The organism is Streptomyces sp. NPDC002573, assembly GCF_042889625.1.
GTDB classification, from domain to species: Bacteria; Actinomycetota; Actinomycetes; order Streptomycetales; family Streptomycetaceae; genus Streptomyces; species Streptomyces gibsoniae.
On sequence record NZ_JBIARC010000071.1, the window covers coordinates 1 to 25,624 of the forward strand.

26 protein-coding genes and 3 pseudogenes are annotated in these 25,624 nt (G+C 68.8%); 4 read left to right on the forward strand and 25 right to left on the reverse strand.

Annotated features, from left to right (window positions below; genetic code table 11):
- A pseudogene (locus tag ACFYX0_RS38565) lies at nt 1-822 on the reverse strand (hypothetical protein); the annotation flags it as partial.
- A gap of 116 nt (nt 823-938) precedes the next feature.
- Between ACFYX0_RS38565 and ACFYX0_RS38570 the strand changes: the two are divergent.
- Complete coding sequence (locus ACFYX0_RS38570; RefSeq protein WP_388978121.1) at nt 939-1,289, forward strand: hypothetical protein; 351 nt, start codon at nt 939-941, stop codon at nt 1,287-1,289.
- Between the two features lie 497 nt (nt 1,290-1,786).
- On the opposite strand, the pseudogene ACFYX0_RS38575 reads toward ACFYX0_RS38570, so the two are convergent.
- Nucleotides 1,787-2,807, reverse strand: a pseudogene (locus tag ACFYX0_RS38575) (AAA family ATPase).
- On the opposite strand from ACFYX0_RS38575, the gene ACFYX0_RS38580 reads away from it, so the two are divergent.
- Nucleotides 2,689-3,021 carry a hypothetical protein gene (locus tag ACFYX0_RS38580; protein WP_388978210.1) on the forward strand — a complete coding sequence of 111 codons (333 nt, stop codon included), beginning with the start codon at nt 2,689-2,691 and terminating at the stop codon, nt 3,019-3,021. The pseudogene ACFYX0_RS38575 and the gene ACFYX0_RS38580 overlap by 119 nt on opposite strands.
- 966 nt (nt 3,022-3,987) lie before the next feature.
- Here the strand turns inward: ACFYX0_RS38580 and ACFYX0_RS38585 are convergent.
- The 23 genes and pseudogenes from ACFYX0_RS38585 to ACFYX0_RS38695 form a co-directional block, all read right to left on the reverse strand.
- Entirely contained in the window at nt 3,988-4,467 is a 480-nt protein-coding gene (locus ACFYX0_RS38585) for a diadenosine tetraphosphate hydrolase (RefSeq protein WP_388978122.1), read from the reverse strand.
- A gap of 354 nt (nt 4,468-4,821) precedes the next feature.
- Nucleotides 4,822-5,382, reverse strand: coding sequence for an SUKH-4 family immunity protein (locus ACFYX0_RS38590; protein WP_388978125.1), 561 nt, complete (start codon nt 5,380-5,382; stop codon nt 4,822-4,824).
- A gap of 76 nt (nt 5,383-5,458) precedes the next feature.
- Nucleotides 5,459-6,250: a nucleic acid/nucleotide deaminase domain-containing protein gene (locus ACFYX0_RS38595; RefSeq protein WP_388978128.1), complete on the reverse strand. Its 792-nt coding sequence runs from the start codon at nt 6,248-6,250 to the stop codon at nt 5,459-5,461.
- Nucleotides 6,247-6,975, reverse strand: coding sequence for a hypothetical protein (locus ACFYX0_RS38600; protein WP_388978131.1), 729 nt, complete (start codon nt 6,973-6,975; stop codon nt 6,247-6,249). Before ACFYX0_RS38600 ends, ACFYX0_RS38595 begins: the two co-directional genes overlap by 4 nt.
- A gap of 324 nt (nt 6,976-7,299) precedes the next feature.
- Nucleotides 7,300-9,108, reverse strand: coding sequence for a hypothetical protein (locus ACFYX0_RS38605; protein WP_388978134.1), 1,809 nt, complete (start codon nt 9,106-9,108; stop codon nt 7,300-7,302).
- A complete protein-coding gene (locus ACFYX0_RS38610) occupies nt 9,105-9,950 on the reverse strand; it encodes a nucleic acid/nucleotide deaminase domain-containing protein (protein WP_388978137.1) in 846 nt (281 codons plus the stop codon). The genes ACFYX0_RS38605 and ACFYX0_RS38610 overlap by 4 nt, the downstream gene beginning before the upstream one ends.
- A gap of 215 nt (nt 9,951-10,165) precedes the next feature.
- Nucleotides 10,166-10,384: pseudogene (locus tag ACFYX0_RS38615) on the reverse strand (IS5/IS1182 family transposase); the annotation flags it as partial.
- 45 nt (nt 10,385-10,429) lie between these two features.
- Entirely contained in the window at nt 10,430-10,855 is a 426-nt protein-coding gene (locus ACFYX0_RS38620) for an SMI1/KNR4 family protein (protein ID WP_388978140.1), read from the reverse strand.
- Between the two features lie 387 nt (nt 10,856-11,242).
- The gene (locus ACFYX0_RS38625; RefSeq protein WP_388978201.1) at nt 11,243-13,378 is read right to left on the reverse strand and encodes a BTAD domain-containing putative transcriptional regulator; all 2,136 of its coding nucleotides are present in this window, start codon (nt 13,376-13,378) and stop codon (nt 11,243-11,245) included.
- Nucleotides 13,267-14,040, reverse strand: a complete 774-nt coding sequence (locus ACFYX0_RS38630; RefSeq protein ID WP_388978213.1) for a hypothetical protein — start codon at nt 14,038-14,040, stop codon at nt 13,267-13,269. The genes ACFYX0_RS38625 and ACFYX0_RS38630 overlap by 112 nt, the downstream gene beginning before the upstream one ends.
- Before the next feature lie 37 nt (nt 14,041-14,077).
- Complete coding sequence (locus ACFYX0_RS38635) at nt 14,078-14,527, reverse strand: TadE/TadG family type IV pilus assembly protein (RefSeq protein ID WP_388978143.1); 450 nt, start codon at nt 14,525-14,527, stop codon at nt 14,078-14,080.
- Entirely contained in the window at nt 14,524-15,318 is a 795-nt protein-coding gene (locus ACFYX0_RS38640; protein ID WP_388978146.1) for a TadE/TadG family type IV pilus assembly protein, read from the reverse strand. Before ACFYX0_RS38640 ends, ACFYX0_RS38635 begins: the two co-directional genes overlap by 4 nt.
- Nucleotides 15,319-15,360: 42 nt before the next feature.
- Complete coding sequence (locus ACFYX0_RS38645) at nt 15,361-15,558, reverse strand: hypothetical protein (protein WP_388978149.1); 198 nt, start codon at nt 15,556-15,558, stop codon at nt 15,361-15,363.
- A 42-nt stretch (nt 15,559-15,600) separates the two neighbouring features.
- Nucleotides 15,601-16,500 (reverse strand): type II secretion system F family protein, encoded by a 900-nt coding sequence (locus ACFYX0_RS38650; RefSeq protein WP_388978152.1) that lies wholly within the window; start codon nt 16,498-16,500, stop codon nt 15,601-15,603.
- Nucleotides 16,497-17,411: a type II secretion system F family protein gene (locus ACFYX0_RS38655; protein WP_388978155.1), complete on the reverse strand. Its 915-nt coding sequence runs from the start codon at nt 17,409-17,411 to the stop codon at nt 16,497-16,499. Before ACFYX0_RS38655 ends, ACFYX0_RS38650 begins: the two co-directional genes overlap by 4 nt.
- Complete coding sequence (locus tag ACFYX0_RS38660; protein WP_388978157.1) at nt 17,408-18,760, reverse strand: CpaF family protein; 1,353 nt, start codon at nt 18,758-18,760, stop codon at nt 17,408-17,410. The genes ACFYX0_RS38655 and ACFYX0_RS38660 overlap by 4 nt, the downstream gene beginning before the upstream one ends.
- Nucleotides 18,757-19,602, reverse strand: coding sequence for a MinD/ParA family protein (locus tag ACFYX0_RS38665; RefSeq protein ID WP_388978159.1), 846 nt, complete (start codon nt 19,600-19,602; stop codon nt 18,757-18,759). Before ACFYX0_RS38665 ends, ACFYX0_RS38660 begins: the two co-directional genes overlap by 4 nt.
- An 8-nt stretch (nt 19,603-19,610) precedes the next feature.
- On the reverse strand, nt 19,611-20,222 hold the full coding sequence (locus ACFYX0_RS38670; RefSeq protein ID WP_388978204.1) for an SAF domain-containing protein: 612 nt from the start codon (nt 20,220-20,222) through the stop codon (nt 19,611-19,613).
- A gap of 171 nt (nt 20,223-20,393) precedes the next feature.
- The gene (locus ACFYX0_RS38675) at nt 20,394-20,870 is read right to left on the reverse strand and encodes a hypothetical protein (RefSeq protein ID WP_388978207.1); all 477 of its coding nucleotides are present in this window, start codon (nt 20,868-20,870) and stop codon (nt 20,394-20,396) included.
- A 365-nt stretch (nt 20,871-21,235) separates the two neighbouring features.
- Complete coding sequence (locus tag ACFYX0_RS38680; RefSeq protein WP_388978162.1) at nt 21,236-21,781, reverse strand: hypothetical protein; 546 nt, start codon at nt 21,779-21,781, stop codon at nt 21,236-21,238.
- Nucleotides 21,782-22,146: 365 nt separating this feature from the next.
- Nucleotides 22,147-22,695, reverse strand: coding sequence for an ATP-binding protein (locus tag ACFYX0_RS38685; RefSeq protein WP_388978164.1), 549 nt, complete (start codon nt 22,693-22,695; stop codon nt 22,147-22,149).
- A gap of 342 nt (nt 22,696-23,037) precedes the next feature.
- Nucleotides 23,038-23,892, reverse strand: a complete 855-nt coding sequence (locus ACFYX0_RS38690; RefSeq protein ID WP_388978167.1) for a helix-turn-helix domain-containing protein — start codon at nt 23,890-23,892, stop codon at nt 23,038-23,040.
- A gap of 13 nt (nt 23,893-23,905) precedes the next feature.
- Complete coding sequence (locus tag ACFYX0_RS38695) at nt 23,906-24,655, reverse strand: DUF6879 family protein (RefSeq protein WP_388978170.1); 750 nt, start codon at nt 24,653-24,655, stop codon at nt 23,906-23,908.
- A 171-nt stretch (nt 24,656-24,826) separates the two neighbouring features.
- On the opposite strand from ACFYX0_RS38695, the gene ACFYX0_RS38700 reads away from it, so the two are divergent.
- Both ACFYX0_RS38700 and ACFYX0_RS38705 read left to right on the forward strand, forming a co-directional pair.
- A complete protein-coding gene (locus ACFYX0_RS38700; RefSeq protein WP_388978173.1) occupies nt 24,827-25,030 on the forward strand; it encodes a hypothetical protein in 204 nt (67 codons plus the stop codon).
- Complete coding sequence (locus tag ACFYX0_RS38705) at nt 25,027-25,266, forward strand: hypothetical protein (RefSeq protein ID WP_388978175.1); 240 nt, start codon at nt 25,027-25,029, stop codon at nt 25,264-25,266. The genes ACFYX0_RS38700 and ACFYX0_RS38705 overlap by 4 nt, the downstream gene beginning before the upstream one ends.
- Nucleotides 25,267-25,624: the final 358 nt, after the last annotated feature.

Genomic DNA, 25,624 nt, shown 5'->3' on the forward strand with positions numbered 1-25,624 from the left:
GGCGGTGGCGCTGGTGTAGGTGTCGGTCTCGAAGCCCTGTCCGGCCAGCGCGTCGTCGTCCGCGACCGAGGTATTGCCGTCCTGGCTGGTCAGTGCAGGCGGCCTGCGCCTGGTGTGGTGAGGCCCAGTCCTGCGGTCAGGGCGTCGGTGGCCTCGGCGAGGCTGTGGCCGCCGCCGTCCGCGTCGAACTCGGTCACCCGCGTCGGGACCCGCCCGGGGACGGTGATCGCGGTGATGGAGCGGCGGTAGGCGATGGTCGCGGTACGCGAGTCCGGGTCCGGTCAGGGCGGCGGCCTTGGCGAGGATCCAGGCGGCCGAGGCGATCGGGTGGGCGGCGGCGCGCATGGAGCCGGAGACGTCCACCGCGATGCCGACCCGCAGCGGCGGGGTGGGGCCTTGGCGGCGCTGGGTGCGGATCCAGGGCTGGGCGGTGGGGAGGGCTCCCGCCGCCTTCTGCGCGTCCCTGGCGAGCGCGCCGCGCATGTTCAGGCGTCCGGGCGGGACGGCTGAGGCGGTGACGGTGACCGTGCGTTCGCGGTAGGCGGCCGCGCGCAGGGCCCGGGCGAGGTGCCCGGCCGCCGCCTTCTCCGAGGGGGTGGGCGGCCGGGTGCCGGTGACCGGGGAGGGGGCGCGGTGGCCCAGGGTCCGCTCGCGCTGGCTGTCGGGGGTGAAGGGCCGGGCGCCGGGGGCGAAGACCTTCTCGGCGATCTGGGCCGCCTGCCGGGCGTGGGCGGCCTGGGCGGCCTTCGCCTTGGCCCGGGCGGTGCGGGCGGCTGCGATGCGGGCCTGGGCCGCGCGCTGGGTGGCCTCGTTCCCGGCCACGTGGGCGGCGACTTTGCCGACCGCCTCGGCCAGTTCCCGACGCGCCCACAGCGCGCGTCCGGGGCCGGTTCCGGCTGGTGGCCGGCCGCGCCGAGGGCCTGGCACCATGCCTCGGCGTGGGCCATCATCGCCTGGGTGTCCTCGTCGGCGGTGGTGTGCGCGGCCGTCCAGATCGCCGTGAGGGTGTTCAGCAGGTCGGGGCCGAGGATGCTGGTGACGGCCTGTTCGACGGGCTGGGTCTCGTCCGCATCGAGGATTCCGGCGTCGCGGCGGGCGAGGATCAACGCGGCGGCCAGCCCGGCCTGCCACCGGTCACCGGGCGTCTGGGCGGTGAAGTCGGCAAGGATCAGGGTGTGGACGGCGGACCGCAGGAAGGTTCGGTCGTCGGGGCGTCGGGAGAGGTGGGCGTGTTCGGCGCGGGATTCCTCCAGCATTTGGGCCGCCGCGTCGAGGGCGGTGCCGCGTAGCGGGGATGGGGTGGTCCACCGGCTGTGGGCGGCGTGTGCGGCCTCGTGGGTGAACGCGCCCCAGGCCACGGGGTAGTTGTGCTCGTCTCCGGTTCGGGTGGGGTCGATGGTGGCCGGGTGGAGCGGGGCGAAGAGTGCCCGGTCGATCTCAAGGGCGGCCTGGGTGGGGAAGAAGGCGGCTGGGACCCCGGAGCGGGTCTGCTCTTCGCAGGTGACGATCACGTCCTCGCGTCCCGCAAGTTCGGGGAGGCGTTCGGTCAGGGCGGCGGCGATCCGCAGCCAGTGTCCGGCCTGGGGTCCGGGGGCGAGCTCGTAGGTGGGGCCGCCGTCGTCCTCCCAGCGGGCCAGGGCCTGGTCGGTCGCGGTCAGGGCGGGTGGGGCAGGCAGCACGTGGGCGAGTGCGGGCATGGCAGATGCGGTCCCTTCCAAGAATCGGTCTGGTGAGGGTGGTGGGCTGGCGGTCCTGGGCCCGGCGCGTGCGGGTCCGGGCGGGCACGTCAGAGCTGGCGGCCCAGGGCCAGGGCGGTGACCGGGCGGCCGATGGCCCTGGTGACGATCTCCGCGACCGTGTCCCGGTCCTCCAAGGGGGCGATGCCGACCAGGTTGGCGAAGGCGGCCTCGGCGCCGAGCACATCGGCGATCTTCTGAAAGGCGATCAATTCCCGAAGTTGCGGGGCCCATCCGACGTCGCCTGCTTGCTGGATGGTTGAGAGGTTGCGGGCAATGCGCACCGCCGTACGGTTGATCTGAAGGGAGGCGGCCAGGTCGTAGTCGGAGCCGACCTGGATCTGCACGCTGAACCGTGAGGCGAGAGCCTCGGTGAGGACCGCTCCGTGCACGCCCGGGTTGTGTCCGGCGATCACGTAGAAGCCGTCGGCGGCGGCGATCGTCTCGCCTTTGTGTGCCTTGACCTGGATCTGCCTGCGCCCGTCCATTGCGGGATACAGGGCGGCCAGCACCTTCGGTGAGATCAGCGTGGCGTCGTCCAGGAGCAGGGCCCGGCCTTCCTGCATGGCCGTGACCAGCGGCCCATAGACGAACTCGTAGCCGCCGTTCGCGCCCTGGGTGTACTCGCCGATCAGGTCGCCGACCGTGGTGTCGCCGTCCCCGGCCACCGTGATCAGGTCCGGGAAGGCCGCCTCGATCAGCGATGTCTTCCCCCGTCCCCGGCGGCCCATACAGCAACACCGGCACCCGCGCCTGGCGCAGCCGCCGCAGCGCCTCCACATCCGGCAACTGCGCCAAGGCCCTCGGGTGGTAGGGCTGCCCGTTCGGGCGAGTGATCGGCTCCGGCCGACCGCCCGGCGGGGCAGCCGCAGGCGCCGGACCGGTGGTCGGATGCGGCACTTGGGGCTTGGGACTCGGGGTGGGCGGAGGGCCTGAGGCACGCTGGGCTGCGGTGGAGGTGGCCGATGTCGCCCGGTACATGCGCGGTTTGGAGCCGACCCGTTCCGCCTCGCCCCGCCGCGCCAAGGTCTCGCACGCGTTGCCGACCGCCCCGCCGGAATGGCCCAGCATCCTCGCCAGCTCCGTGACGGTAAACATCGCCGCCGGATCAGCCGCCAGCAGCTGCGCGACCATGGCCCGCAACTGGCCCGGGCGCGCCTTCCCGCCCGGGCCGGGCAGTGAAATCGCAGGCACTGCCGGGGTGTTCGGCGTACTGGAGGTGGGCGCCTGTGGGGTGGTCCCGGACGGCGGGGGCGTCGGTGCGGCGGTAGCTGTCATCTCATGAAACCCTTCTGCGCTGCAAGCGCGACCATATTCCTAATGCGAGAACCCCAGTCCTTTTTGGGCGCACTCCACCCGTAATCCGTTTTCGAATGAAGCCCACCGGGGTATTTCTATTCCCAACCCCTCCCGGGAACAATTCAAATATAGCTCGATCCGCACACCAGCTGAAGACGCATTCCGGCTTGGAAATGCTGGAATTCTCGTGAATTCACGACTTGTTTTCAGGGGAATTCCCCGCAGTGCGACGCAAGGCGTCGTGATCGACGGCCCACACGACCGATTGCAAGCTGTCAGCCGCGCGGGAATTTCATCGAAATCGAGTAAGCACTCGATAGTGCGGGCCCCGGCGCCGCGGCGCCCTCGGTTGCGCCTGGGTGCCGTCGCCCTGCACGGTGAACGCCAAGCCGGCCCGCATTCCCTGGCTGTTGTTGGGAGTAAGGAATCAACGAGCGAGACAATGCAGCAGGGCGGAGAGTGGTCACACGGGGATTCGCGCGGGCTGCGGGGCGGAGGCCGGCTGTTAGTAGACCGGGACGCGTTGCTGCACCGATATACAGTCGCCCTCGCCTGACGGTGGCTCGTAGGCCTCCTGGCCTGTATGGACGGGCCGTCTAGGGATGTCGCATCCAAGCGCGTACACGGAAGCGACGGCGGATACGACACCGGATGCGACGGGGCGAACGCCATCGAGTCGAGCCGCGCAGGCTCTTCGGGCACGCGCTGTAGGGAGCGTTCTGGTTTCGGCGGTCGGGTGCCTCGGCGTACCTGAGCGACGGGTGGCCGGGCCGGTGTCTCGGCGACCGCGACCGCGGCCGCAGTGGATCCGGATAGGCGTCCGGGTGCCCGTCGTAGTGCAGGATGCGCTCGATGTCCTAGAGGTGTCGGTCCCCGTCATGGACTCACGACACGTGCGCTGACTGTCACTGATGACCGGGCCCGCCGACCCGACTGTCGGCGCCCCGCACCATCAGCCCATCCGACGCAGCCGGTCCAGTTCGCTGCCGATCGCATCCCGCAGCACATCGTGCTGGGGGCCGAGCCTGAACCGCTCGTCACTCCACCGGTCACGCGGATACAGCCACACCGGCTTGCCCACCAGCTCGGCCGGCTCCCACTCGAACCGCGGCCAGGCATGGGCATGCAAGAACGGGTCCGTGTTGCCGAGGATCTCCAGGTTGACCCGGCGGAAAGCGGGGTCCAACCACTGGCAGGCCCGCTCAACCGCTTCTCCGAGTTGGTCCATGTCGGACAGAAACGACAGCCGCTTGGCCCTCGGCAGGTCAGACAGCCTTTCAACACCCGGTTCGTCCGCGAGGAGAACTGAGTACCCGGGCAGGAACTGAACGTCTCCGATCACCGCGAAGCCAGACTCAAGCCGCCGCATCACAGTCGGATTCTCGCCCCGCAGAGCAGCCCCGATCCGGTCCATCCGCCAGTCACCGGTCATGGCGCGAGGCTACCCGCAGGTGATCAAGACAAGCTCTTCGCTGCTCACCCTCCCTACTCACTTCAAGGAGCAACCAAGCGAGTGAGAAGCGGCCCCGGCCGTTTTGGGGGCTCTGGCCGCAGTTCTGCGCCTTCCCCGGGATCCGGGAAGCTCAGGGCTTGGTGCAGTGGGCCAACGGCTATCCGGCCGCCGGCTTCCTGCCCGGACGGCACCCGGCGAGGGCGCACTGTGGCCGATCGCGGTGGACGGCAAGACGGTGCGCGCACCGCCGACCAGTCCGCGGTGGTGCTCCTGGCCGCGATGGAGCGCGCCGGCAGCATCCTCACCCAGCGCCGGGTCGCCGACACGTGGTGCTCAAAGGAAGTGGTGCTCGGGATCCACGATGTAGGTGAGGACCCCGTGCCAGCGGGAATCGGGGTTCTCCAGGGCGGCGGGATCCACGGACATCATCGCCTTGCGGACTCGGACCTGTGCGGACTCGGGGTCGTAAGGCACCTCGATCTCGCTTTCCCATTGCGCGTCGAAGTGCGGGCGTTCCAGTTGGAGGATGTACAGGAAGTGGACGAAGGACCGGAGCGAGGTGTTCCACAGGTAGATCTCGGAGTCGTCGGGCAGGCAGTAGACCGTGCCGGTGACCGGATCGAAGGCGAGACCGTCATAGGGGATCATGCCCAAGCTAATCCACTTGTCCGCTCCCGTGGGGACGATGGAGTAACGGTCGGCGAGTTTGCCATCCCAATCCTCGACGCGCTCGAACCGCTCTGCAAGCTCGGCATCCATGTCGAACCAAGGATTGTCCCAGACCGGGATTCCCAGTGTTCCCAGGACTTCCCTGGCGTCAGGGTCACCGACAGCAGTCAGGCCTTCTTCCGGCACAACAATCAATTCAGCCGGATCGAACACAGTCTCCAGCATTTCACGAGTGAGGGCGGGGGGGCGGCTCATACTGTTTTCCTGTCATTCATAGCTGGCATTCGGGAATGCAAGGATATCATCTATTGGCCTGCAGTTCGGGGAGATAGAATTTCATCTCGTCGTTCCCGGCACCGAAACTGTGCGTGACCGTAGTGTTCGGTAATCTCTCAGCCATCCAAGCACTGCAGTTGACTCCGTTGACGCATGGCGCCCGTTCTGTGTAGAGGTGGGTTATTCGATTTTCTTCCCCCTGTCTGAGGAATGGGATTCCGATCATGCGTTCCGAGTGTCGGAATCCATTGCTGCGCGCGACCAATATGAAGTCGTTCTTGCCGTTCGCGCCAGTCACTCTGGCTGCCGCGTAGTTGTTACTTAGGAATTCTCCCTTCCTGTCCAGACCGCCGTAACTCTGGTCTGCGTGGCGGGCGAGCTGTGTGGCCACGGAGAGATCAGTGCTCCCCGCCGTCACCTGTTGCGACGACGCCTGCGGTCGCGGGGTTTCCTTGCCTTCGTTATCCGATTTGAGCTTGGCGTTCTGTTCACCCTGCCTTGGGCGCCCAATGTTGGCTTCGTCAAGTCCAAGACGATCTTTGTCTTCCGCCGTAAGAGCGGAATGACTACCGTCGGGGTGTAGTCGGCGGATACTGCCGTCGTCGGCCATATGGTAGACCGGCGTCTCACCCTTGGCGATCTTCTGTATTTCCGCCGCGTGCTTGGCGTCCGCCTCAAGATAGTTGTGCGAGACCTTCTTGAGGCGGGCATGCGTATCGTGGTAGAGGGCTTTGATGGCCTTGCCGGCGTCCTCACCGAGCGTCTTGCCCAGCTTCTTGGCACCGTCCTCCAGGGCCGCCGTGATCTTGTTGGTCATTCGAACGACATCCCGGCGGCCCGGACCCTGAACTCCTCTGCGTGCAAGGCGACGGTGCCTGCGTGGGTCTTCATCAGCTCCGCACGGGCCTGGAGTTCCTCCGGATGGGCGGAGAAGCCGGTCCCGGCTCCCCCGCCATCGGCCGTCACACCGAGCGCGGACTCGGTGGACCTGAACATCAAGCCGCTCGCCGCCCGCCCGACGACCTCGATCAGCGGATTGACGGCGGCTTCGATGACCTCACCGATGATGTATTGCTCCAACTGTTGCTCAAGGTAGTCAACGGCCTTCTCCGCCGCCTCCACGATCAGCGCCTCGGCCGCCTCCGCGAGTCCGAGGGTGGCGACGGCGGCCGCCTGATCCGCCACGAACGATGCAGCCAGGGCCACGAGTTCTGCAATGGCGGCCTCCTTCATGGCCACGATGACGTCGGCAGCTATGTCCAGCGCGGTCGCTACGGCGTGGCAGGCGGTCAGCAGCTCGGACATGTGGCTGTTCGACATCTGCCCCCACTTGGCGAGCAGCGCGTCGTATGAGGGACCCTGGTACACGTCAGCCATCTTCTTGATGGTGGCCGTGGAGTCCTGGTGTGTCTCGTCAACTTTCGTGGCGAAGTCGCGTATGTGTTCAGCGAACTCCCGAACCTTGTCCTCGTTCACGTTCGGCCAGTTGACGCCGATGAACTGGAGTAACGAGACGGCTTCTTCCGGTAGTTCAAGTGCCACGGTTACTGCTCCCCCGTCAAGTCGACCACGACTCAACCAGGTTCGCGCGGATCTCTGCGTTCGACGCCACGGTAGGGCAAAGGTTCGACCATGAAACGCGCTACCGTCCCGTGCAACCAACGCCGTATCAGAGGGAGGGAGGGCGCCGGGCGCGTCTGCGGTGGGTCAGTACATCGCCGTCCGCGAACTGCGAGACGGCTTCCGATTGGTCCACGTTCGCCTGCCGCATGTCTTCCCCTCGCTCGACGCGCTGCTGAGACGTCATCCAAGGGCGGCTCATACACGCCGCGATGCTGTCCTACTCTCCGGGGGTCGGGCTTGGTCTCACTCATCACTCCACAGCCGCCCGGGGTTGAGGCTGAGTGCGTAGGAGCCTTCGCTGCCCCCGATCGTAAGGCAGAGCGGGGAACCGGAAGGGGCCGGATGGTTCGGGACAGCTGGCGCAGTGGTGCAGGCGAGAGAGGAGCACGGGAGGAGGAGCGGGAGGGTACGAACCCTGCCCGAAGGAAGATGCCACAGGTGGAGTGAGGCGTCATTCCAGGCGACGGCGAGGAGAGGGCCGGCGGAAGTCTGCTGGGTGGTCATGGCAGTGGCGAGGGCGGGCCGCTGCTCGGCGGGACGGGGCATGGGGTCCTGCGAGGTTTTCCAGAGTCGGACGGTGCCGTCCATAGCCGTGCTCATCACCAGCGATTGTTCTTCGCCGGGAAGGACCAAGCACGTGACGGCAGTGACGGGAGCGGAGTGAAGGACACGTGAGAGGGGGGCAGCTTCTGAAGCCTCCAGGTTCCATACGTGGACACTTCCCTGCTCGTCACCGATCACGACGACCCTGCCGCAAGGGCTGTGTCCGAGGGCACTGGGCCGCAGGTCCGGATGTCCGAGACTTGCCCGGCCGTGGTGAGCCGCGATGCGGTCGAGGACGCTGCCCGGCTCTTCCCCGGTGTGGTGAAGGGCGCGCGTGTCACTGAGTAGAAGTGCGCCGTGCTCAGCGCAGGCGGCCATACCGTCGAGGCTGGGCATTCCGGCTGCGGTCTGCGGGATGGGGACGCCGTGCCTGCCGGTAGCAGCCTCGATCTCAAAGAGGCTTCCCAAAGGATCGGCGGCCAGGATCGTTCCCGGTTTGCCGGGGACGGCTGTCAGGGCACTCACGGCCGTGTCCTGCCGGGCCCAGGCAGCCGCGTAGGCGTGGTCTGCGAGGAGGGACTGCAGGTAGCGGGCGAGGAGGGGGCTGGGTCCCAGGGCGGCTGTGTGGAGTACGGCGGCCCGCTCGGAGGTCTGGTACTCGAGGTCCGAGAGGTGGGGCGCGGCCAGCCTCCATGTCTGCCGAAGGCCTCGCGGGGCGGGGATCCGCTCATCGGCCAGAGATGCAGCGATGGAGACGGTCGACCCGTGGAGCAGGAATCCGGGGTCGCTGACGAGCGCCGCGATGGCGGGCTCAGGATCGGGCGCGGTCAGTGCCCAGTCCAGGGCATGTTCACGGATGGTCTCGGAAGCCTCGTCCCAGCGCACGCGACCGTCAGGAGTGCGTGGAAGTGGAGAGTCGTCTTCCGTGGTCGGAGCCTCGCCCGCGTCCGTGAACGGCTTATCGCCGACGTCGATGGTCGTGACGGGCCCGACGGCTGCCAGGACGTCGAGTAAGTCCGTGTCGCCGACCTCGACGACGGCGCGGGTCTGCGGCAGGTCCAGAAGAGGGGCAAGAAGATCACGGACCGGGGTCGCTGGGTCGGCCGCCGGGCGGTCGGCCGGACCACGGCCGGATCGGTGCAGATCCACCACCAACACCAACAGTGGCCTTTGGTCCACGGCCAGCCGCTCCAGCAGCCGCTCGGGCGGGAGCGGCCCGTAGCCGAGTTGGCGCCCGAGTTCCCAGGCGACAGCGTCCGTGAAGAGTCCCTCGGCCAGGACCGTCGCGTGGACCGTGGTCGATGGATGGCTCGCGGAGCCGGCGAGGAACCAGGCCAGCAGCTGGCTTTTGCCGCTGCCCCGTGCCCCGCGGACCAGGCAGAGCTTGGACTTCTCCGGCGGGGCGCTGGCCGCCCAATCGAGCAGGGTCGATGCGTGGGTGGTGGCGACCCCGTCGAGCGGTGGCCATTGCGTGATGTCCGGACTCGCGGACGCCGGGGCGGGACTCACTGTTCCGCCGCCGTGCCGTCGTCCGCAGTGCCGGCGTTCTCGCGCATCAGGCGGATGCCCTCCGCGCGGGAGTCGGCCGACTCCCCGTAGGGGAAGGTGTGCGTCATCTCTACGTGCGGGAAGACCTCGGCCAGCCACATAGAGCAATAGTGGCCCGGCATGAAGCAGGGCTGCAGGTCGGTGTGGATGCGCAGGACCTGCTCCGGACGGACGCCGGCGGCGTGCAGCCTGTCCCACAACCGCTCTTCGGGATGGGCGGCGATCGCGCCGGCCTGAGTGACGATCCGCTTGCCGTGCTCGGCGTCGACATACTCGAAGGCCGCGTAATTCTCCGCGCTCGCGGTGTCGCGGACGTCGTCCAGGACCCGGGGCCACCAGTCCTCCCGGTCGCCGAAAGCCGACGGGTCGCAGGCCTGCAGGCGTTCCCGAAGGGTCTCGAACGCCGAGGATGCGACGGCAGGTTGGTCAGTGGTGACGATGACGCGCAAGGCGTCAGCCAGTTCCACGAGACAGGAGGCGAAGGCCTCGGGGGAGGAGCCCACGAACCGCCGCTCCTCGTCGTAGTCCAACAGCACCGCCCATACGGCGCCACGCGGGTCTGCGCACAGTTCGAAACCGCCGTCGCTGCCCAGCCGCGCCCACGAGGCGCACTCTTCGCGGGCGACACGGCGCCCGGCTGCGGCGGCGTACGCGCCCAGCGCCACTGGGTCGCGGTCGAGAGTGGTGAAATACGGGCCGACCTTGCGCGGTACCGAGATCCCGGATAGGCGGTGCACGGGGGAGTCACCGGACTCGTGGTCGCCGGCCGGACCGAAAGTCCGGAATGTGGGTTCGTCGATCACCAGAGGTGCTCCTTCGGCTCCGTTCCAGGCTGCGGTGTTGCGCGCTGCTGCTTGTCGGTGTGTGACCGTCAGTATTGCTCCAATTCGTGGTCCTCATCGAACCAGAGGGTCGGGAGTAGCTCAACGCGGCGGGGTCGACGCCCCTCATGGTCGCCTACACGCGCCGAGCGTCCCTTCCGGGCGATCCTTCGTCCGTCCCAGCGGTCGCATCGCCCCAGGGGTGCCAGTTGCCGCGGTGTCAAGTTGGTTCGCCAGAATGCGGCGACCAGGAGCACTCGGTCCTTCAGCGGCAGCGACCCAGGGCCGCCCCGGACGAGTTCGTTCGGCTCCTTCCCGTCGCAGACTGGTGATCAGCTTGCGGCAGTCGCGCGGGCTCAGCTCGGTGAACGGGCGACTATCCAGGACGGTTTCGATGCCGTGATCACACCAGACACACCAAGATCATCTCATCGCGAGCGATTGGATCGTGAGGCGTGGCGTTACAGCTTGATCTGCCCTGTCAGCCACCATTCGAGGTGTTTGGCCAGGCTCGGTGCTACCCAGGTGCGGCTGTCGTCCTCGTGGTTCCAGACGAAGACATCGGGCCGGTCGATCCTGGAGAGGAACACGAACAGGTCTCCGTTTCCCGCGTCCGCGAAGAAGAGCAGGGGATCGAAGGGCATGTAGAGGGTGGCGAGCTCAGCGTCCTCGCGAAGGCTTTGGTTCTCAGAGGCGATGCGCTCGGCAGACCAGATGAGTCCGTCTCCGTACTCGCCCTCGATGCCGTTGCTCTCGCGGAGGAGAGCAGCACGGTCCGTAGACAGTGGATGGCCGAGGATCGTGGTGCAGCGGATCAGCGACGACTCCGATGCAGGGGCCTGGAAGACGACCGTGCTGGGCAGGGCCGCAACGACTTCAGACCACATAGTTGACTCGACCTCCATGAGCCTGGCCTGGATCGAACCGGCCTACAGCCTGTCGGCGCCAGCCGGGGCCCGCGCCTCGACCAGCGTGACTGATCAACGAGCGAACGGTACGGCCCCGGCCGAACCGGCCACTCACCGCCCCCGGCAATGCGGGACAGCCCTTGGGGTGGCCACCGGCCATGCCCCCGTGCACGTCGCCAACGAGCACCACGGCGCAGGGTTGTATTGGCCTGGCCCGGTTCATGGTGCCCGCGTTTCGGACGGGCGGCGGACGCACTCTCGGTCTGGATGCATACGTGGCCTCACCGTCGAGGTCTCGTCGCCCAGGACAGCGGATTCGGGTTGAACAACGCTCTATACCGTCCAGAATCGGGAGACGAGTTGGCTCTACCGCATGTTTCGGGCCTGAGTCCTGGGGGTGATCAGGGCTTGGGTGGCGGGCTCGGGTTCAAGGCCGAGGTCGGCGAGGTGCCGCTCGAGGCGTGTGTAGGTGTGCCGGGCGGCGTCGTGGCGGCCTGCGGTCTGGTAGAGGCGGATGGTGTGCTGGGCGAGCCGTTCGTGGTCCGGGTGCAGGGCGGCGAGGTGTTCCAGGAGCTCGAGGACTTCTTCTCGTTCCCTCTCAGTGGCGTCGGCTCGTTCGGCTTGGCGGGCCACGCGCAGGGCGGCGTCGGTGGCTTGGGTGGCGAGGTGTTCACGGGTGGTGTCGGACCATAGGTAGTCGCTTCCTTGGGCGAAGGGTCCGCGGTAGTGGGTCAGGGCGTCGCGTACGGCGGACAGAGCAGCGTTTTTCGTCGCTTCCCTACTGTGGGCGGAGAAGGCTTCTTTCAGGCAGCGGGTGAAGTCGGCGAGGTCGGTTTCGACGAGGTCGGGGTGGAGTTTGTGGAGTTCTCCTTGGAGGAGGATGAATTCTTGTGCGGTGATTCCGGTGGCGGCGCGCAGGGCGCGTCGTACGGCGCGGCGCAGGTTTTTCAGTGCGTTCTGATCGCTGCCCGGAGCGAGGTGGAGTTTGTCGGCGATGTCCGAGGCGAGGAGGCCCGTGGGGTGGGTGGCGAGCAGGGCGAGGAATTCGTGGGCTTCGCTGCGCAGGTTGGTGCCGATGGGATCGGGGTTGCCGCGGGCGTAGAGGGTGATGGGCCCGAGCACGTGGAGCCGTACGGGCTTGCTCTGCGTCGGGCGTGACGTCTGTACCGGGTGCGGCCGAGCAGGCGGGTCATCGGGTACGGGTTCTGCGGGCGGATCGGGGTGCTTGCTGTGGGCGCTCTGGCTGGGGATGGGGAGGATCCGCAGGCGGGGGCGCTGGCCGTGGGCGGTGAGCAGGACGTCGGTCATGTCCCGTCCTGCCTCGGGCGTGAGGTGGAACAGCCGCAGGGGGCTGGCGCCTTGGCCGGGAGTGCCGGGGGTGGTGGTGCCGTCGGTGGCGATGTGCCAGCGTGCGGCGCCGGGCAGGGCAGCACCCCAGGTGAGGACGATCAGCGTTTCAGGGCGGCTGCGAGTGGCCAGTGCCTGTAGTTGTCCGGTGTGGGCGGCGTCCGGCACGGCCAGCAGCACAAGGGTGCCGGGGCCGGTCTGCGCAGCGGGGTCGGTGTGCGTCGGTCCGGTGGCCGGGGGCGCGGTGTCCTGTTCGTCCCGGGTGCGGGCGTGGGCGATGAGGTGCTGCTCGGCGGCTTGGATGGCGTCGGTGAGATCGGCGCTCTGGGTCAGGGCCGTGAACTGGGCGGGTAGGCCGGGGAGCAGCGTGTCGGCCAGGTCTTCGGGGACGATCGCCGTGATGTGCGGGGGCTTGGGGCGCTGGCGTTCGGCGGCGGTGAGGATGCCCACCAGCAGGGCCCGGGCCGCGCCTTCTGCGCCAGGACCGGCCCAGGCGCAGCCTCCGGGCGTGGCGAGCTCGTCGAGCTGGACTTCGGCGTCGTCTCGGACACCGATGGTGACCGTGTGCAAAGGCTGGGGTGGTCGGGGCGGGGTGCGGCGGGTGATCAGAGCGTCGGGATCCTGTGGTCGGCGGGGTTGGGTGGCCGCGTGGGCTGCTTGGGCGGCCTTGGCCACCAGCGGGCTCAAGGCCGTTGCCACTGCCTCCCGGTCGGGCTCTCGCAGGCGACGTTGATGCCAGTACCAGTAGCGGCGTGCGGCCAGCAGGCCGGCCGCCGCGGTGATGCCGATCAGGCTTGCCGCGCCAAGGCTGATCGCCGCCGGGCCTGTCTTTGTGTCTGCCTTGGAGGCGGTGGCCTCGCTCGGCCGACTGGTCTCCGCGGGAGCGTGTGTGTCTGTCTGTGGGCGGCCGGCGTCGGTGTGTTGGTGGGGGTTTGACGGCGTCGGCGGCGTCTTTGTGGGGCTCGTTGGTGTTGTATCCGGTGCCGGATTCGATGGCGCGGGGGCGGGTGGCGGCGGTGTGGCGGCTTGGGTGGCGGGGATGGTCAGTTGCCACCCGGGTCTGATGAGGTCCGGGTCGGTGAGTTGGGTGCCGTCGCTTTGGAGGCGGTCCTTGTTGAGCGCGTAGATGCGCGGCCAGTTGATGCCGTCGCCCAGGTGCTGGTGCGCGATGTCCCAGAGGGTGTCGCCCTCATTAACGGTGTACTCGATGTGCCGGACTTCCTGGGCTTGTCCAGGTTGCGTGGAAGGTGCCGGACTGAGCCCGCCGGTCGTGACTTGAGCGGAGACCGTGGCGGCTTCGGCGGGACGGGCGGACTGTGCAGCCGAGTAGGGAGTGAGAGGGGCTGTCGCCGCAATGTGCGCTCGTAGATCGCCCGCGGAGGGGGCTGCTGGGCGCTGGCTGGCTGGGGGCGGCACAGTCCGATCAGGGCGAGGACGAGGGTGCCGATGCACAGCGCGGCCAGCGAGCCCTTCATGGACAGGGTGGCTACGTGCTCGTGGTGCGCGTGGCGGTTGCGGATCAGTTGCGGGAGGTGGGTGGTGTACCAGATGGTCTCGCGGACCACGGTGGAGGCGAAGGCGGCCCAGCACACCCAGCCCACCACGGCCAGCAGGTCGATCATCAAGGGATCACTGACCGGCTGCGAGAGCCGCTGGGCGAACTCGTTGAGGGAGGAGACGTAGTCGGGCCAGGGGACGCCGGCGGCCTGCCACAGCACATACGGCATCCCGGCCAGCAGGGCGAGCGTGAGGGCCAGGGTGCCTGCGGCCGTGGCGGCCGCAGTCAGGCGCTGGCGCCAGTGGGGAGGGTGAGTCATCGCCGCCTTCGCTCTCCTCGGCCAAGGGATCCGGTGTTCAGGGGGTGGGGCGTTCGGCGTGTGCGGTGCCGGTGGCGTGGACGGAGAGGGTGCGCAGGCCGATCAGCTGCAGGATCTGGGTGCGCTGGTGATGGGTGACGTGCACGGTGACGGCATCACCCTGGACCGACGCGGTTCCGGTATCACCGGTGGAGGCGATGTAGGTGCGGGCGGCAGCCGCGGCTTTCTCACGCAGCAGTCGTACCTGGTTGGCGCGGCGCAGCTGGCCGATGTCCAGCTGCTGTGTGCCGATTCGGGCAGCTTCCCCCGCCGCATCCAGGGCCTGGGTTTTGGCGGCCAGGGCGAGCCCGCCGTCGACGACGATTCCGGCGAACAGCCACAGTGCCGCGAAGACACAGACCACGAACACGGTGACCTGCCCGCGGTCATCCCGAGCCGCCATCTGGGCGACGCCGGAGGTGAGACGTGCTCGCACGCGTTTGTTCACGGCGTGCTCCTGAAGGTGTCGACGACAGAGAAGGCGGAGTCGGCCAGGCGCACATGGCCGGGTAGCCCGGTACGGGTCAGATCGCCCAATTCCGTGGTGCAGGAGACCTGGGCTGTCACGGTGGCGCCCGGTGTGAGGCCGCCGGTGGACAGACGGATGCTCGGCCGGGTGCAGGAGGCTCCCGCCTCGCGCAGGGCCGCACTCGCCGCGCCCTCGGCCAGGGCGCGGGCGTCCTTGTCGGTGCGAGCCAGGGAGGCGGCGCGGGCGGCCTGGTGGGCGGCGTCCGCCACGATCAGGCGGGCATCGGCGAGCCTGCCGAATGCGACCACGACCAGCAGCACGAGCAGGAGCAGGGGCGTGACCAGCACGAGCTCCACCGCCGCCGAACCCCGCTCCCCATCATCTTGCCCGAGGTCAGACTTTCGGATCACGGCTGGCCTCCGGTCGGTGTCGTGGTCCTCTCGGTGGGACCCGAGGCCGTGCCCAAGGCGTGCAGCGTCAGACCAGGGACCACGCGGATGACTGCCGCTCACCCGCACCGTGGTCTGGGTGGCGGTGCGTTCGACGGCCACGGAGGGGCTGGTCAGGACTCGGCTGCCGAGCGCGGCGAGGCTGCGCCGTGCCTGGGCCTGGCCGTCTGCCGCTGTGCCGTGTTCGACGCGGGCGGCGGCCAGGGCCCGCTCAGCGGCGTACTGGGCGATGTGCCGTGCGTGCCAGACCAGGGCGAACTGCACCACCAGCAGCGCGATCAGCAGCAGCGCCGGGACGACCAGCACCAGCTGCGTGCTCACCGCTCCCCGATCCTGGCGCCGTCGGCGGCGGAGGACGGCCATTTAGCCGCCCAGGTCGATGCCGTTGGCCTTGCCCAGCACCTTGGCCGCGATGATGCCCACCACGGTCAGGGCCAGGATGGCCAGCAGCGCGGTGACCACGATGGTCTCGGTGGTGTAGCCGGCATCCGAGCGGTGCTTCCGGCGGGCTTCGGCCATGTGGGTGCGCGCCAGGCGGGCCAGGGTGTGGAGGTGGAACATGAAGGGTGCTCTTTCTCTGATCTCGTGCGATGGGGGAAGCGTTCAGTCCATGGACAGGACGTGGGCGAGGGCGGGATAGCCGATCAGCAGCAGGAATGCCGCGAACAGTCCGACTACGGGGAGCGACATCCGCTCAGTGGCTGCCTGCGCGGCTCCGTCGACTTCCGAGATGCGGCGGCGTCGCATCGCCCGCGCCTTCGCTGCGAGCGAGCTGCGGATCTTGGCGCCCTCGCTGCCCGCAAGGTTCAGCGTCGAGGCCAGTTCGGTCAGATCGCTCACGTTGAGTTGCCGTCCCAGCTCGCCCAGGTGGGTCCAGGGGCTGGTCCGGGTGAGCTGCGCGATGTGGAGGGCGTGGCGCAGCTTGCCGGCGGCCCACCCCTGCGGTGCGGCGACGGCCTGGGTGAGGGCCTGATGGATGCCGGCTCCACCGGCGAGGGCGATCACGGTCAGGTCCAGCACGAGGCTGAGGGTGTGGCGCATCTCGCGGCGTCGCCTGGCGGCCTGCTGGTGCACGCTGAGGTCAGGCGCGAAGAACAGCACCACGGCCAGGGCCAGCGAGCCGGCCAACGGCACCCACCAGCCCGACACGACCCCGGCACCCAGGCGCAGCAGCAATCCGGCAGCCCAGGGCGCGCCAAGTCCGGCTGCCGCGCAGACCGCCTTGCCGGCCAGGTGCTGGTCCTCGTCCGTACCGCACACGGCCAGGTCGGCGCGCAGCGAGGCGGTGGGGAAGCCGAGCGCCCGCACCAGCGGCACGGCCCGCCGGCCCAGCCGCGTGGCCCACTCCCCCTCATCCGCCTGCCGAGTGCTCGAACCCGTTGCTGGTGCGGGGGCGTTGAGGGCGGTAAGGACATCCGCGAGAGCAGGACGGGGCGGACGCAGCCCGTAGACGAGAGCGGTCACTCCCGCGCCGAACAGCGCGCCGAGCAACATGACAATCACCGCGCGCCTCCCGGTTCGATACCCGACTCAACACGGCCAGGCGACGCAGTGACGAGGCGGACGGGCTCCTCGATGCGGCCGATCACGGTCAGATAGGTGAAACTCACGGCGAACAGAACACCGACCACCGCGAGCACCATCTGCCCGGTCGGCGTGTTGAGCGGGTCCAGATAAGGCCGGTTGAAGACCACGAGCCCGACCGCCATGCCCAGTGTGGTGATCACCGTGACCCGCACACCGGTGCGCACGCTGGCCCGTCCGGCGTCGATGCGCTGCCGCATCGCCACCTGCTCGCGCACCGATTCAGCCAGCTCGCCGAGCAGCGGCGCGAGCTGGCTCGCCTGTTGTTCGGCCGCCATGACCAGCGCGGCCACGACCACGTCGGCCAGCGGGTCCTCCACGTCGTCGGCGAACGCCCGCAGCGCTGGCGGCAGAGGGCGCCCCGCGCGCACTGCGGTTGCCAATGCGTGCAGCTCCGTTTCGAGGGCGGCCGGGGCGATGTCCGCCGTGGCCAGCACCGCCTGCTCCAGGCCGGCCGCTGCGGACAGGGTGTCGCGCAGCATCTCCGTCCACAGCGCCAGAGCCTCCATCCGCTCCGTCCGCCGCGCCGTCTGCCGGTCGGGGCCCAGGAGGCCAGGCAAGGTGAGCATGCCGACCGTGGTCAGCACTGCCGCCACCGGCCACGTCGTCAGCGCCCCCGTCACCACACCGGTCATCACCGCGATCACGACCCGCCGCGCGGTCCAGTCCGCAGGCAGCCGCGCCGTCAACGCACGCCGCAGCCCGGGCCGCTCCTCGCGAGCCGCGCGCCGCACCGCGCCGTAACCGATGGCCACCAGGCCGCCCCCGAATACGGCGCCGCATGCCACTGCCAATCCGGGCAGGACACCGGGCGCAAGCGTCGTGCTCATCGCGCCGCACCCCACCACTGCAACGCGGCGCCTCGGTGATCCAAGCCAGCGGCGATCAGGTCGTCGAGGGTCTCGCTGCGCAGTGGGGTGGCAGGGACGGCTCGTCCGTCGGGGCCGGGACGGTAGACCTCGTTGGAGACGACCTGGGCTCCGTCGGCGTCGATGACCTCGCGCACCGAATCGATCACCCGGCAGCCGTCGCTCGCCCAGCCCAGATGGACAACGAAGTGAACGGCGGAGGCCACCATCAGGTTCGTCGCCTCCAACGACAGCCGCTCCGGTGCCTGGGCGGCGTAGGAGGCGAGTTTGGTGAACACCCCGCGCGAGGTGGAGGCGTGGATGGTCGACAGTGAGCCATCGTTGCCCTGCGACATGGCGTTGCACATGGGGATGACCTCAGCTCCGCGGATCTCGCCGACGATGACCCGGTCCGGGGACATGCGCAGTCCCCAGCGCACCAGTTCTGCCTGGTCGATGCCACCCTGGCCTTCGATGTTCGCCTCCCGGGCCTGCATCGCCACTACGTTTGGGTGCGCCACCGGGTCTGCGTCCAGGCCGAGCTCGAAGGTGTCCTCGATGGTCACCAGCCGCTCATGCGGTGGGATCTCGTGGGCGAAGGCCCGCAGTACCGTGGTCTTGCCGACATTGGTCCCGCCGCCGATCACGATGTTCTTGTGTGCCCGCACCAACGCCCGAAGGAAGGCGGCGAGCTGCTCGTCGCACACCTCCAGCCGCACCAGCTCCGCCATCGAGGCGGCCGGGAAGCGGTGGCGGCGGATCGTCAGCGATACCCGTCCCGTCACCGCCATCACCGCGAACAACCGTGAGCCCTCGGGCAGTTGCAGGTTCAGGCGAGGCATGCCCCGGTCGAAGCGCCGCTCCTCGCCACCTGTGCGGGCCGCGAGCGTGCGGACCAGCTCCACCAGTTCCTCATCCGAAGCGGCCACCGGACTCTCGCGACGCCATGCACCGGTCGCGTCCTTGACCCACACGTTGTCGCAGCCGTTGACGCAGATGTTCTCGATCGCGGCGTCGGCCAGCAGCCGCTCCAGGCTCCCCGTGCCGAACAGCGCATCCGTGACCGCCCGTCCGATCCGCTCCTCAACCGCGGCATCGATCACCGCCCTGCCCTCGGACAGAGCCTGACGCCGATGCGCGCCCAGTTCCTCCATCAGCAGACGACCCATCGTGGCGCGCCGCGCAGCCTCATCCTCTGCCGGTAGGCCGACCTGCTCACGCTCACCCGCGTACGCCGCCAGCCGGGCCGCCACCCGCTGCCGCACCACATGCGCCAGCTCCCGCTCACCACCGTCAGACACCGCCATCGGCGCCATCAGCTGCTCGCTCACGACCCGCTCTCCTCAACTCCCAGCACGGGCACGCGGCCTGTCCGGCTCCAGCCCACCAACGGCGACCCGTTGCTCTCGTCCGGGCGATCGCTGGCCGTGTCCCCGACCGTGGTTCCGTCCTGCCGCAGCCCGGCCAACTGACAGGCCAGCGTCCGCGCGGCGGCCATCAGCGGCGGGAGCCGAAGCCCAGAGGTACGCAGCGCACCGGGCCGGGAATTGTTCATCGCGGTCACGCTCTTGGTGTCCCACGGCACCATCAGCACCCGCTGGATCCCGAGCGTGTCCGCGATCTCCACTGCCGGGTAGGGGCACGGCCCGACCACAGCGAGTGTCAGCCGCCCGGCACACGCCTCAGCGTCCAGACCACAGGCCGACACATGCGTCAGGGACTCCGCTCCGCCCCGCGTCACCAGCACCATCCGGTCGGCCGCCGCCAGCAGCGGCTCGACATCCCCACTCAGGCGCCCCACATCCAGCAGCACCGTGCCCCCATCATGATCATCCCCCAGCAGCACCCGCCGCCCGCCCTCACCAGCCAGCAGCCGCACAGCCTCCCGACACGGACCACGGCCCGGCACCGCAATCACCGCCCGCACCCCGAAGGGCAGTTCCCTCACCGCCCCCAGCAACGAACCCGGGTAGGGCTGCCCGGCCGCCGCCGCGACATCCAGCAGGGAGGGCGCCGCCGGCAGACCGAAACGGATCATGAGATCCCCGCCGGAGACATCCGCCTCCACCACCACCGGCCGCACCCCGCCACCGGCGTCCGCCGGCCAGGCGGCAGCAACGGCCAGCGCCGTCGTTGTCACCCCTGGCGCGCCGGTCACCGAAGCGACCACCACGAGCCGCCTCACGGAGCATCACGCCCTTCCGCGGACAGCACCACCACGCGCGGATGCTCCAGCTGCGCCGCCCGCCGCGCGGCCGCGGTCTCGACCAGCACCGTCACCACCCGCGGCCCGCCCGCCGCCTCCGGCGCCCGCACCCCCGCAACCGTCCCCACCACCGCCGAGGCAGGCTTCTCCTCCGCCTCGTTGCCCACCGCTGCGCCGCCTGCCGGGCCAGGAAGGACCGCGACACGTTCCCCGCGCGCAAGATCCGGCGGCGCACCGCCCGACTCCACCGCAAGCGCCACCTGCGACAACCCCTGAGGAGGAAACGCGGCACTCGCGCCCACCTGACCGGGCGCAAGCAGCGACCCGGCCACCAGCGGAACCCGAGCCTGCCGCCCCAGCACACTGTCCCGGTCCGCCACCGGCACCACGCCCGTGTCCGCCGCCACCTCCACCGCGCGCAGATCGCCCGGCTTCAGCACCTGACCGGCCGGCACATCCCGGACGAGCACCAGGACCCGATCCCGCTCCCCCACCGCCTGCGCGACCAAAGTGAAGCCGACCGCCGAGACCACCACCGCCCCCAGCCCGGCCCACACCCAGCCCAGCCTGCGCCGCCGGCCACCCATCACCACCGGCGGCTGCTCCGGACCCGGACGACGCGCACCCGGAACCCTGACACGGCCGCCCTGCAGGGCCGAAGAAGACATGGGGGTACCCACCATTCACCTCGCGATCAACAAAGAGCTCCGACAACCAGCGACCCGGCCGCCCACGCCGGCCGCGCCGTATCTCACCGGTCAGCGCGTGACCACGGCCTGGACCTCATCCACCACCAGCTGCCGCTGCGCGGTCATCACCAGCCCCGGCACCACCCCGGCCTGCCCACCCCCATGCCACTCGACATCCCAGGTCACCTGCACCGACACCGTGAACGCCCCACCCGGCGACGACACCGACGCCCGCCGATAGGTGTAACCACAGTCCGGCGACGACACCTTGGCGTCATACGCATCCGAGTACGGCGTCCCCGGCCCCAGGCACACCACCTGCCCGCCCTCCCCCATCGACCACACCGCCTTGCGCGGCCGGGCCGTCGCCGTCACCGTCACGCCCTCCACCGAAGCCGACGCCGACACCGGCCCCCACGTGGAGCGCTCCAGCCACATCCACGTGGGCACGTGAACCACCTGCACGAAATCCTCACGCGGACTCGTCCGGATCACCGGCTTCGGCAACTTCAATTGCTTCACCGCCCGCTGAACGACCACTTCCACCGGAACCTGGTGCCCACCGCCCGCCTTCGGCTTCTTCGCCTCCTCACCGTCAAAGCGCGGCAAGATCCCTGCACCACCACCCAAGTCGTACTCCCAGCCACTCGACGTAACCGTCGGCGGCCCTCCCGGCCCCTCCGGCCCATCACCAGCGCCGCGACCTCCGTGACGAACCGGCTGGGTCCCCGAGCTGCTTGCGCTCTTCCTTACGCTCTGCGCCTCCACATTGCAGGAACCTGGAACACAGGCAATGCCGGCGAACTGCGAACCACCCGTACCATCCGCCCAGGCGAGGGGGATCGTGGCCGCCGCGAGCACCACGTAGACGCCTGTGACTGTGCACCGTCGAGCCACTCCACAGCGGCGGATCAGCATGAACCGGCCTCGTGCATATAGAGGTCAGTGACCTTCCATACCCCGTCAGCAAGCTGGACGGTCGCGTCCGCCTTCATATGCCCGCCGGGGACGTCGTCCTTCAGCTCACCATTGCGCTTGTACAGCAGCCAGCCAGTGTCATCCACGCAGTCCGTAAGCACCACCCTGGTGGGGCCCGCTGTCACCACTTTCGGATCCGCTTTCGGCGCCCCCTTGCTAACGAGCCCATCCTTCTTGGACTTCTGCAACCCGTACTTCAGCAACTCCAGCGCACCGCCACGCGCGTGATCATCCAGCAACGGCGAGGACGCGTCCGAGGTTCTCGACGCGACTGTCACGTCATGCCACATAGCCCTGTAGGCGGCGACCGCTCCGGCATGTTCCGTTCCGGGAGTACGGGACGCTGTGGTCTCGGCCGTCCCCTCCGGCAGCGGTTTCGCGTCCGACGGACTCTCCGAGCAGCCGACCAGCAAGAGTCCCGCGAGCGCCCCGCTCACACCTGCAAGGAGCGCATTGGTTCGCCAGTGTGCCTTCACCATCCCCCGCCTTCCGTCACCCAGCACACCCACACAGTTACGTTCAGCGTTCATGTGCCGCTGGAGTTACCCGTTGATGCGTCGGTCAATCACGGCAGGAGGGGCCAATTCCACCTGGCTTCCGTCCCGTTACTTGACAATGCTCCGCATTGATACCACTTCGAGAATGAAAAGTGGGGCTTGTCGCTCGAATGAGCGACAAGCCCCACTTTTAAATGCTCATCTGCAAGCCCGATGAACTAGCCCACGCTCAATCCTCTGCCGCAAAGGAAGCCAGAGCCCTACGTGGTCCCACACGTGTGCGGGAAGCGGCCGGGAGTCCGGGCGGCACTGTCCACGCAGCCGCAGCTGCACCGGGCCCCGCGCCGTCACCCGTGATCATCTCCAGGGCTCCTTCTCCGCACCGCCTTCGCCTCCCTCTCCTCGGTGCCACGTTGCGTCTGAAGTAATTTCGCGGGTACAGCCAGCCACGCCGTCTTCGTCTTCCTTTCGATTCGGAACCCCCAAGCGCCCTTGGTGAGTTCATGGACAATGTGCAAGCCGCGCCCACGCTCGGACACCAGCACGCACAGCGCTTCCAGGCCGCCCCCGCGGTTCTCCTCGACCGGGGCGTACGGTGCCGTGACCGGGAATGTGGGAAGTTCCGGGAGTCGCGGATCATGGTCCTCGACTTCGCAGATGACTTCCGCGGCGGTGCGGAGAAGCCGCATCTCGTACGGGCCCACAGCGTGCTCGGTGGCATTGGCGATGAACTCGGAGACGGCCAGCACCACATCACTGACCACCTCGCCCTCGAAGCCGAGCTGGTCGAGAGCGCAGCGCAGAGCAGCCCGGGCCTGCGCCGGACCGTCGGGGGTGCAGGTCGCCCAGCGCCACACAACCCACGTCGTGACACCCAGGGGATAGCGTGAGGTCATCGTTGCCCTCCCCGAGCCGCGTGACGCCCTCGTACGACGCGCCGGTGGCGACCGCGGCCTGGCCGTACGCAATCGCACGCTTCAAGAAAGGCGAACGGGCCGGCCACCGTCACGGACGGCAACAGCAGCACAGCGGTGAACAGAATCGGCGCCACGTCAGGGACCTCCCGGCGATCGCGATTGGAACGCGACCACCACACCGTGGGTCCACGAAGAGCGGAATACGGCTCTAACCAGTATTTTCCGGGTATTTCGAGTGGGGTGGCACTGAGCGTTTCCAGAGATGATCGGCCCGTTGGCGGAACCATTCGACAAGGGCGGGGCGTCTTCGAGGAGCGCAGCTCAGTGCGAGTTCAGCGCCCGCAGCGCCGCGTTGATCACATTCTGGGCGTCGGCGCCGTAGACCGCGGACTCCTGCAAGGTCGTCCAGACCTTCTGGTACGTGGCTACCGTGGCGTCGTCGTCCATCCACAGCTCCGCGTGCCAGGTCTCGGTAACCACTTGTCGGTCGTCGTAGATCCAGAAGCCCGCGCCAGGCGGCAGCTTCATCGAGGCCGTGAACGGGACGATTCCCAGCTCGACGGTCTTGAGGCCGATCACACCGGACAGGTAGGAGAGCTGGGCCGCAAGGTCGGCCGGCGGGCAGACCATGTGCCGCAGGACCGCCTCCGACAGGATGATGTGGTACTTGCGGCCCGGCTCGTACAGCAGACGTTGCCGCTCCATGCGGGCGTTCACGGCATCCTCAAGGTCGTCGAGCCGAGAGCCGTGCAGCCCGGCGAAATGTCGCAGGATGGCGCGGGCGTAGCCCGGGGTCTGAAGGATGCCAACGACCCAGGACGACTCCCACGCCTTCAGCACCGACGCCCTGGACTGCGCCTGGTTATGAGCCGCCTGCACCGGGCGATGGCCTGCGGCCAGCTGACGCTTCCACGAACGGATCTGAGACTCGAACCCGCGGAGTCTGGCGAGGACTTCCTCGTACGCCTCAGGCCGGCCGACCGCCTCCGTATACATGCGAAGGTCTTCCGGCGTGGCCGTCTGCTTGCCCAGCTCAAGCTTGGAGACCTTGGAAGCGGGCCAGCCCAGACGCTCGGCGAGCTGCGCTCCGGTGAGCCGACCAGCAGGCGCCGTCAGCCGCAGTTCCCGCAGCCGCAGCCCCAGGCCCTCGCGTGCCTGCTGGTAGTCGGTACTCAACGGACGTCCCTGCCTACTCCTCGGCCGCCACCACGGCCGCGAACTGCTCGTACGGGACGGCATAGTGCCATGCCGCGTCCCAGGCTTGGAGGTAGCGGTTCACGGCCGCGGGCTCGGTGATGAGTTCGGCCCCGGTCAGGTTGTCGGCTTCATCGAAAATGAGGCGGGCGACAAGCCGCGAGTCGAAGACCCAGAAGTCCGCTTGTGGCAGATGCAGGCGCTCGGCATCCCCGCGCCACAGGCTGTGGATCTTCTCGCCGAGCGCGCTGTTCTTCTCGGCGTACGCCAGGAGGTAGCGCTGCCCGACCGTCGCCGGGCGGTCGACGATGCGGACGCGTTCGATGCGGGCGCCCTGCGCGACCTGGTTCCGGATCGTGCGGCACCAGGCCGTGTCCATGTCCCATGCCGGTTGCTCGCCGCGAACGAACTGAGCGTAGGTCTCGTCGGCCTCGTCGGAGGCGTAACGGCGGCGGGACTCGATACGCCTCGCCGTGTGCCTGAAGTTCTCGAAGAGCTTGCCGAAGGCGTCCAGGCCGATGATCCGCGGCGTCTCGTCGCGCGGGCCGAAGTCGACGAGCGTATTGCGCGGCACGACGACTGCGACTTCGCGCTCGGGATCGAAGTACTGGAGCTGTCGCAGGTCGCCGGGGTCGGTGATGGGGCGCCCCTGGACGATGACCTCGCCGGAGTCGAGATCCTCGTGCACCGCGGGGCAGCCTCCCTCGCCGCTACCGGTGCCGTTGAAGCGCAGCCGTCGGGCCATGCTCGTTCCCTTCGTCGGGGATTGATCCACCAAGCATCGCCAGGTGCGTCGGCCGGGACCACCCCCTCCTGCCACTCTTGCGAGAAATTCTAAGCTACACACGATGGATCGGGAGAAATAACGGGAAATCTTGCTCGCACCAACCAACTCCCTCTCTCTACTGTCCCGTTCATGGCCGCGAAGAAGAAACTGGACGTTGATCCGTACACGGTGGTGGAGAGCCTCAGGGCCGCGCTGGATGACGCAGGGATCGTCTTTCCTTCGCTGAGGGTCGACCCTGCGTCGCCCGAGCTGAAGCTCATCGAACTCGGGCGGGTCCGCGCCGATGTGGCAGACCTACTGGCGAAAACGCTTCGGCGAGGGGGCCGCGAGTGAGGACAGAGGAAGAGCACCCAGAAGGTGCCCTGGTCATCGACACCCGAATCAGCAAGCTGGGCTACGTGACGGGACACGAGGGCCCGTATGTCCAGCTCCGCCCAGTGACCGGCGGACGCGAGTGGGGCGCCGACCCCACTCGCGTCCGCCCCGCCACGGACTCCGAGCGGCTGACGGCGATGCGAGAGCGTACCCGCGCGCTCAACGCGGCCAGCAGCGGGGGGATCTTCCGATGAGCACGAAGGTCGTCGACGCCTCGACCATGTCCGCCGAGTGCGCCTTGGCTCAGCGCCCGGGCTACACAGACCTGCACCGTCAATGCAGCCGGACCGAGGATGTCCCGCTGCCTCACAGCGACGGAATCCTGCTCGTGCACCGCTGCACCTGCCCCCACCACGCCTACAACCGCAAGCTGGCAAACGCCGACTCGCTCCGCCTCCTCGACGGCATCGCCACCGCCGGCCCCATACCCGACGGCGGCTACGAGCTTCAGCTCGAGCTTCCGGCCGACGGCGCGTCGCGACCTGACAGCTGTCGCGTGTCCGACGGGTTCTGCTCACCGAAACGAGTGACCGCCCGGCGCACACTGACGGC

What these genes read in the sequence shown, in the direction of transcription:
- ACFYX0_RS38585 (WP_388978122.1), bottom strand. Translation starts at nt 4,467, where the DNA reads ATGACCGGTGACTGGCGGATGGACCGGATCGGGGCTGCTCTGCGGGGC.
- ACFYX0_RS38590 (WP_388978125.1), bottom strand. Translation starts at nt 5,382, where the DNA reads ATGCTGGAGACTGTGTTCGATCCGGCTGAATTGATTGTTGTGCCGGAA.
- ACFYX0_RS38595 (WP_388978128.1), bottom strand. Translation starts at nt 6,250, where the DNA reads ATGACCAACAAGATCACGGCGGCCCTGGAGGACGGTGCCAAGAAGCTG.
- ACFYX0_RS38620 (WP_388978140.1), bottom strand. Translation starts at nt 10,855, where the DNA reads ATGTGGTCTGAAGTCGTTGCGGCCCTGCCCAGCACGGTCGTCTTCCAG.
- ACFYX0_RS38630 (WP_388978213.1), bottom strand. Translation starts at nt 14,040, where the DNA reads ATGACTCACCCTCCCCACTGGCGCCAGCGCCTGACTGCGGCCGCCACG.
- ACFYX0_RS38645 (WP_388978149.1), bottom strand. Translation starts at nt 15,558, where the DNA reads ATGTTCCACCTCCACACCCTGGCCCGCCTGGCGCGCACCCACATGGCC.
- ACFYX0_RS38655 (WP_388978155.1), bottom strand. Translation starts at nt 17,411, where the DNA reads ATGAGCACGACGCTTGCGCCCGGTGTCCTGCCCGGATTGGCAGTGGCA.
- ACFYX0_RS38670 (WP_388978204.1), bottom strand. Translation starts at nt 20,222, where the DNA reads ATGGGTGGCCGGCGGCGCAGGCTGGGCTGGGTGTGGGCCGGGCTGGGG.
- ACFYX0_RS38680 (WP_388978162.1), bottom strand. Translation starts at nt 21,781, where the DNA reads ATGGTGAAGGCACACTGGCGAACCAATGCGCTCCTTGCAGGTGTGAGC.
- ACFYX0_RS38685 (WP_388978164.1), bottom strand. Translation starts at nt 22,695, where the DNA reads ATGACCTCACGCTATCCCCTGGGTGTCACGACGTGGGTTGTGTGGCGC.
- ACFYX0_RS38695 (WP_388978170.1), bottom strand. Translation starts at nt 24,655, where the DNA reads ATGGCCCGACGGCTGCGCTTCAACGGCACCGGTAGCGGCGAGGGAGGC.
- ACFYX0_RS38700 (WP_388978173.1), top strand. Translation starts at nt 24,827, where the DNA reads ATGGCCGCGAAGAAGAAACTGGACGTTGATCCGTACACGGTGGTGGAG.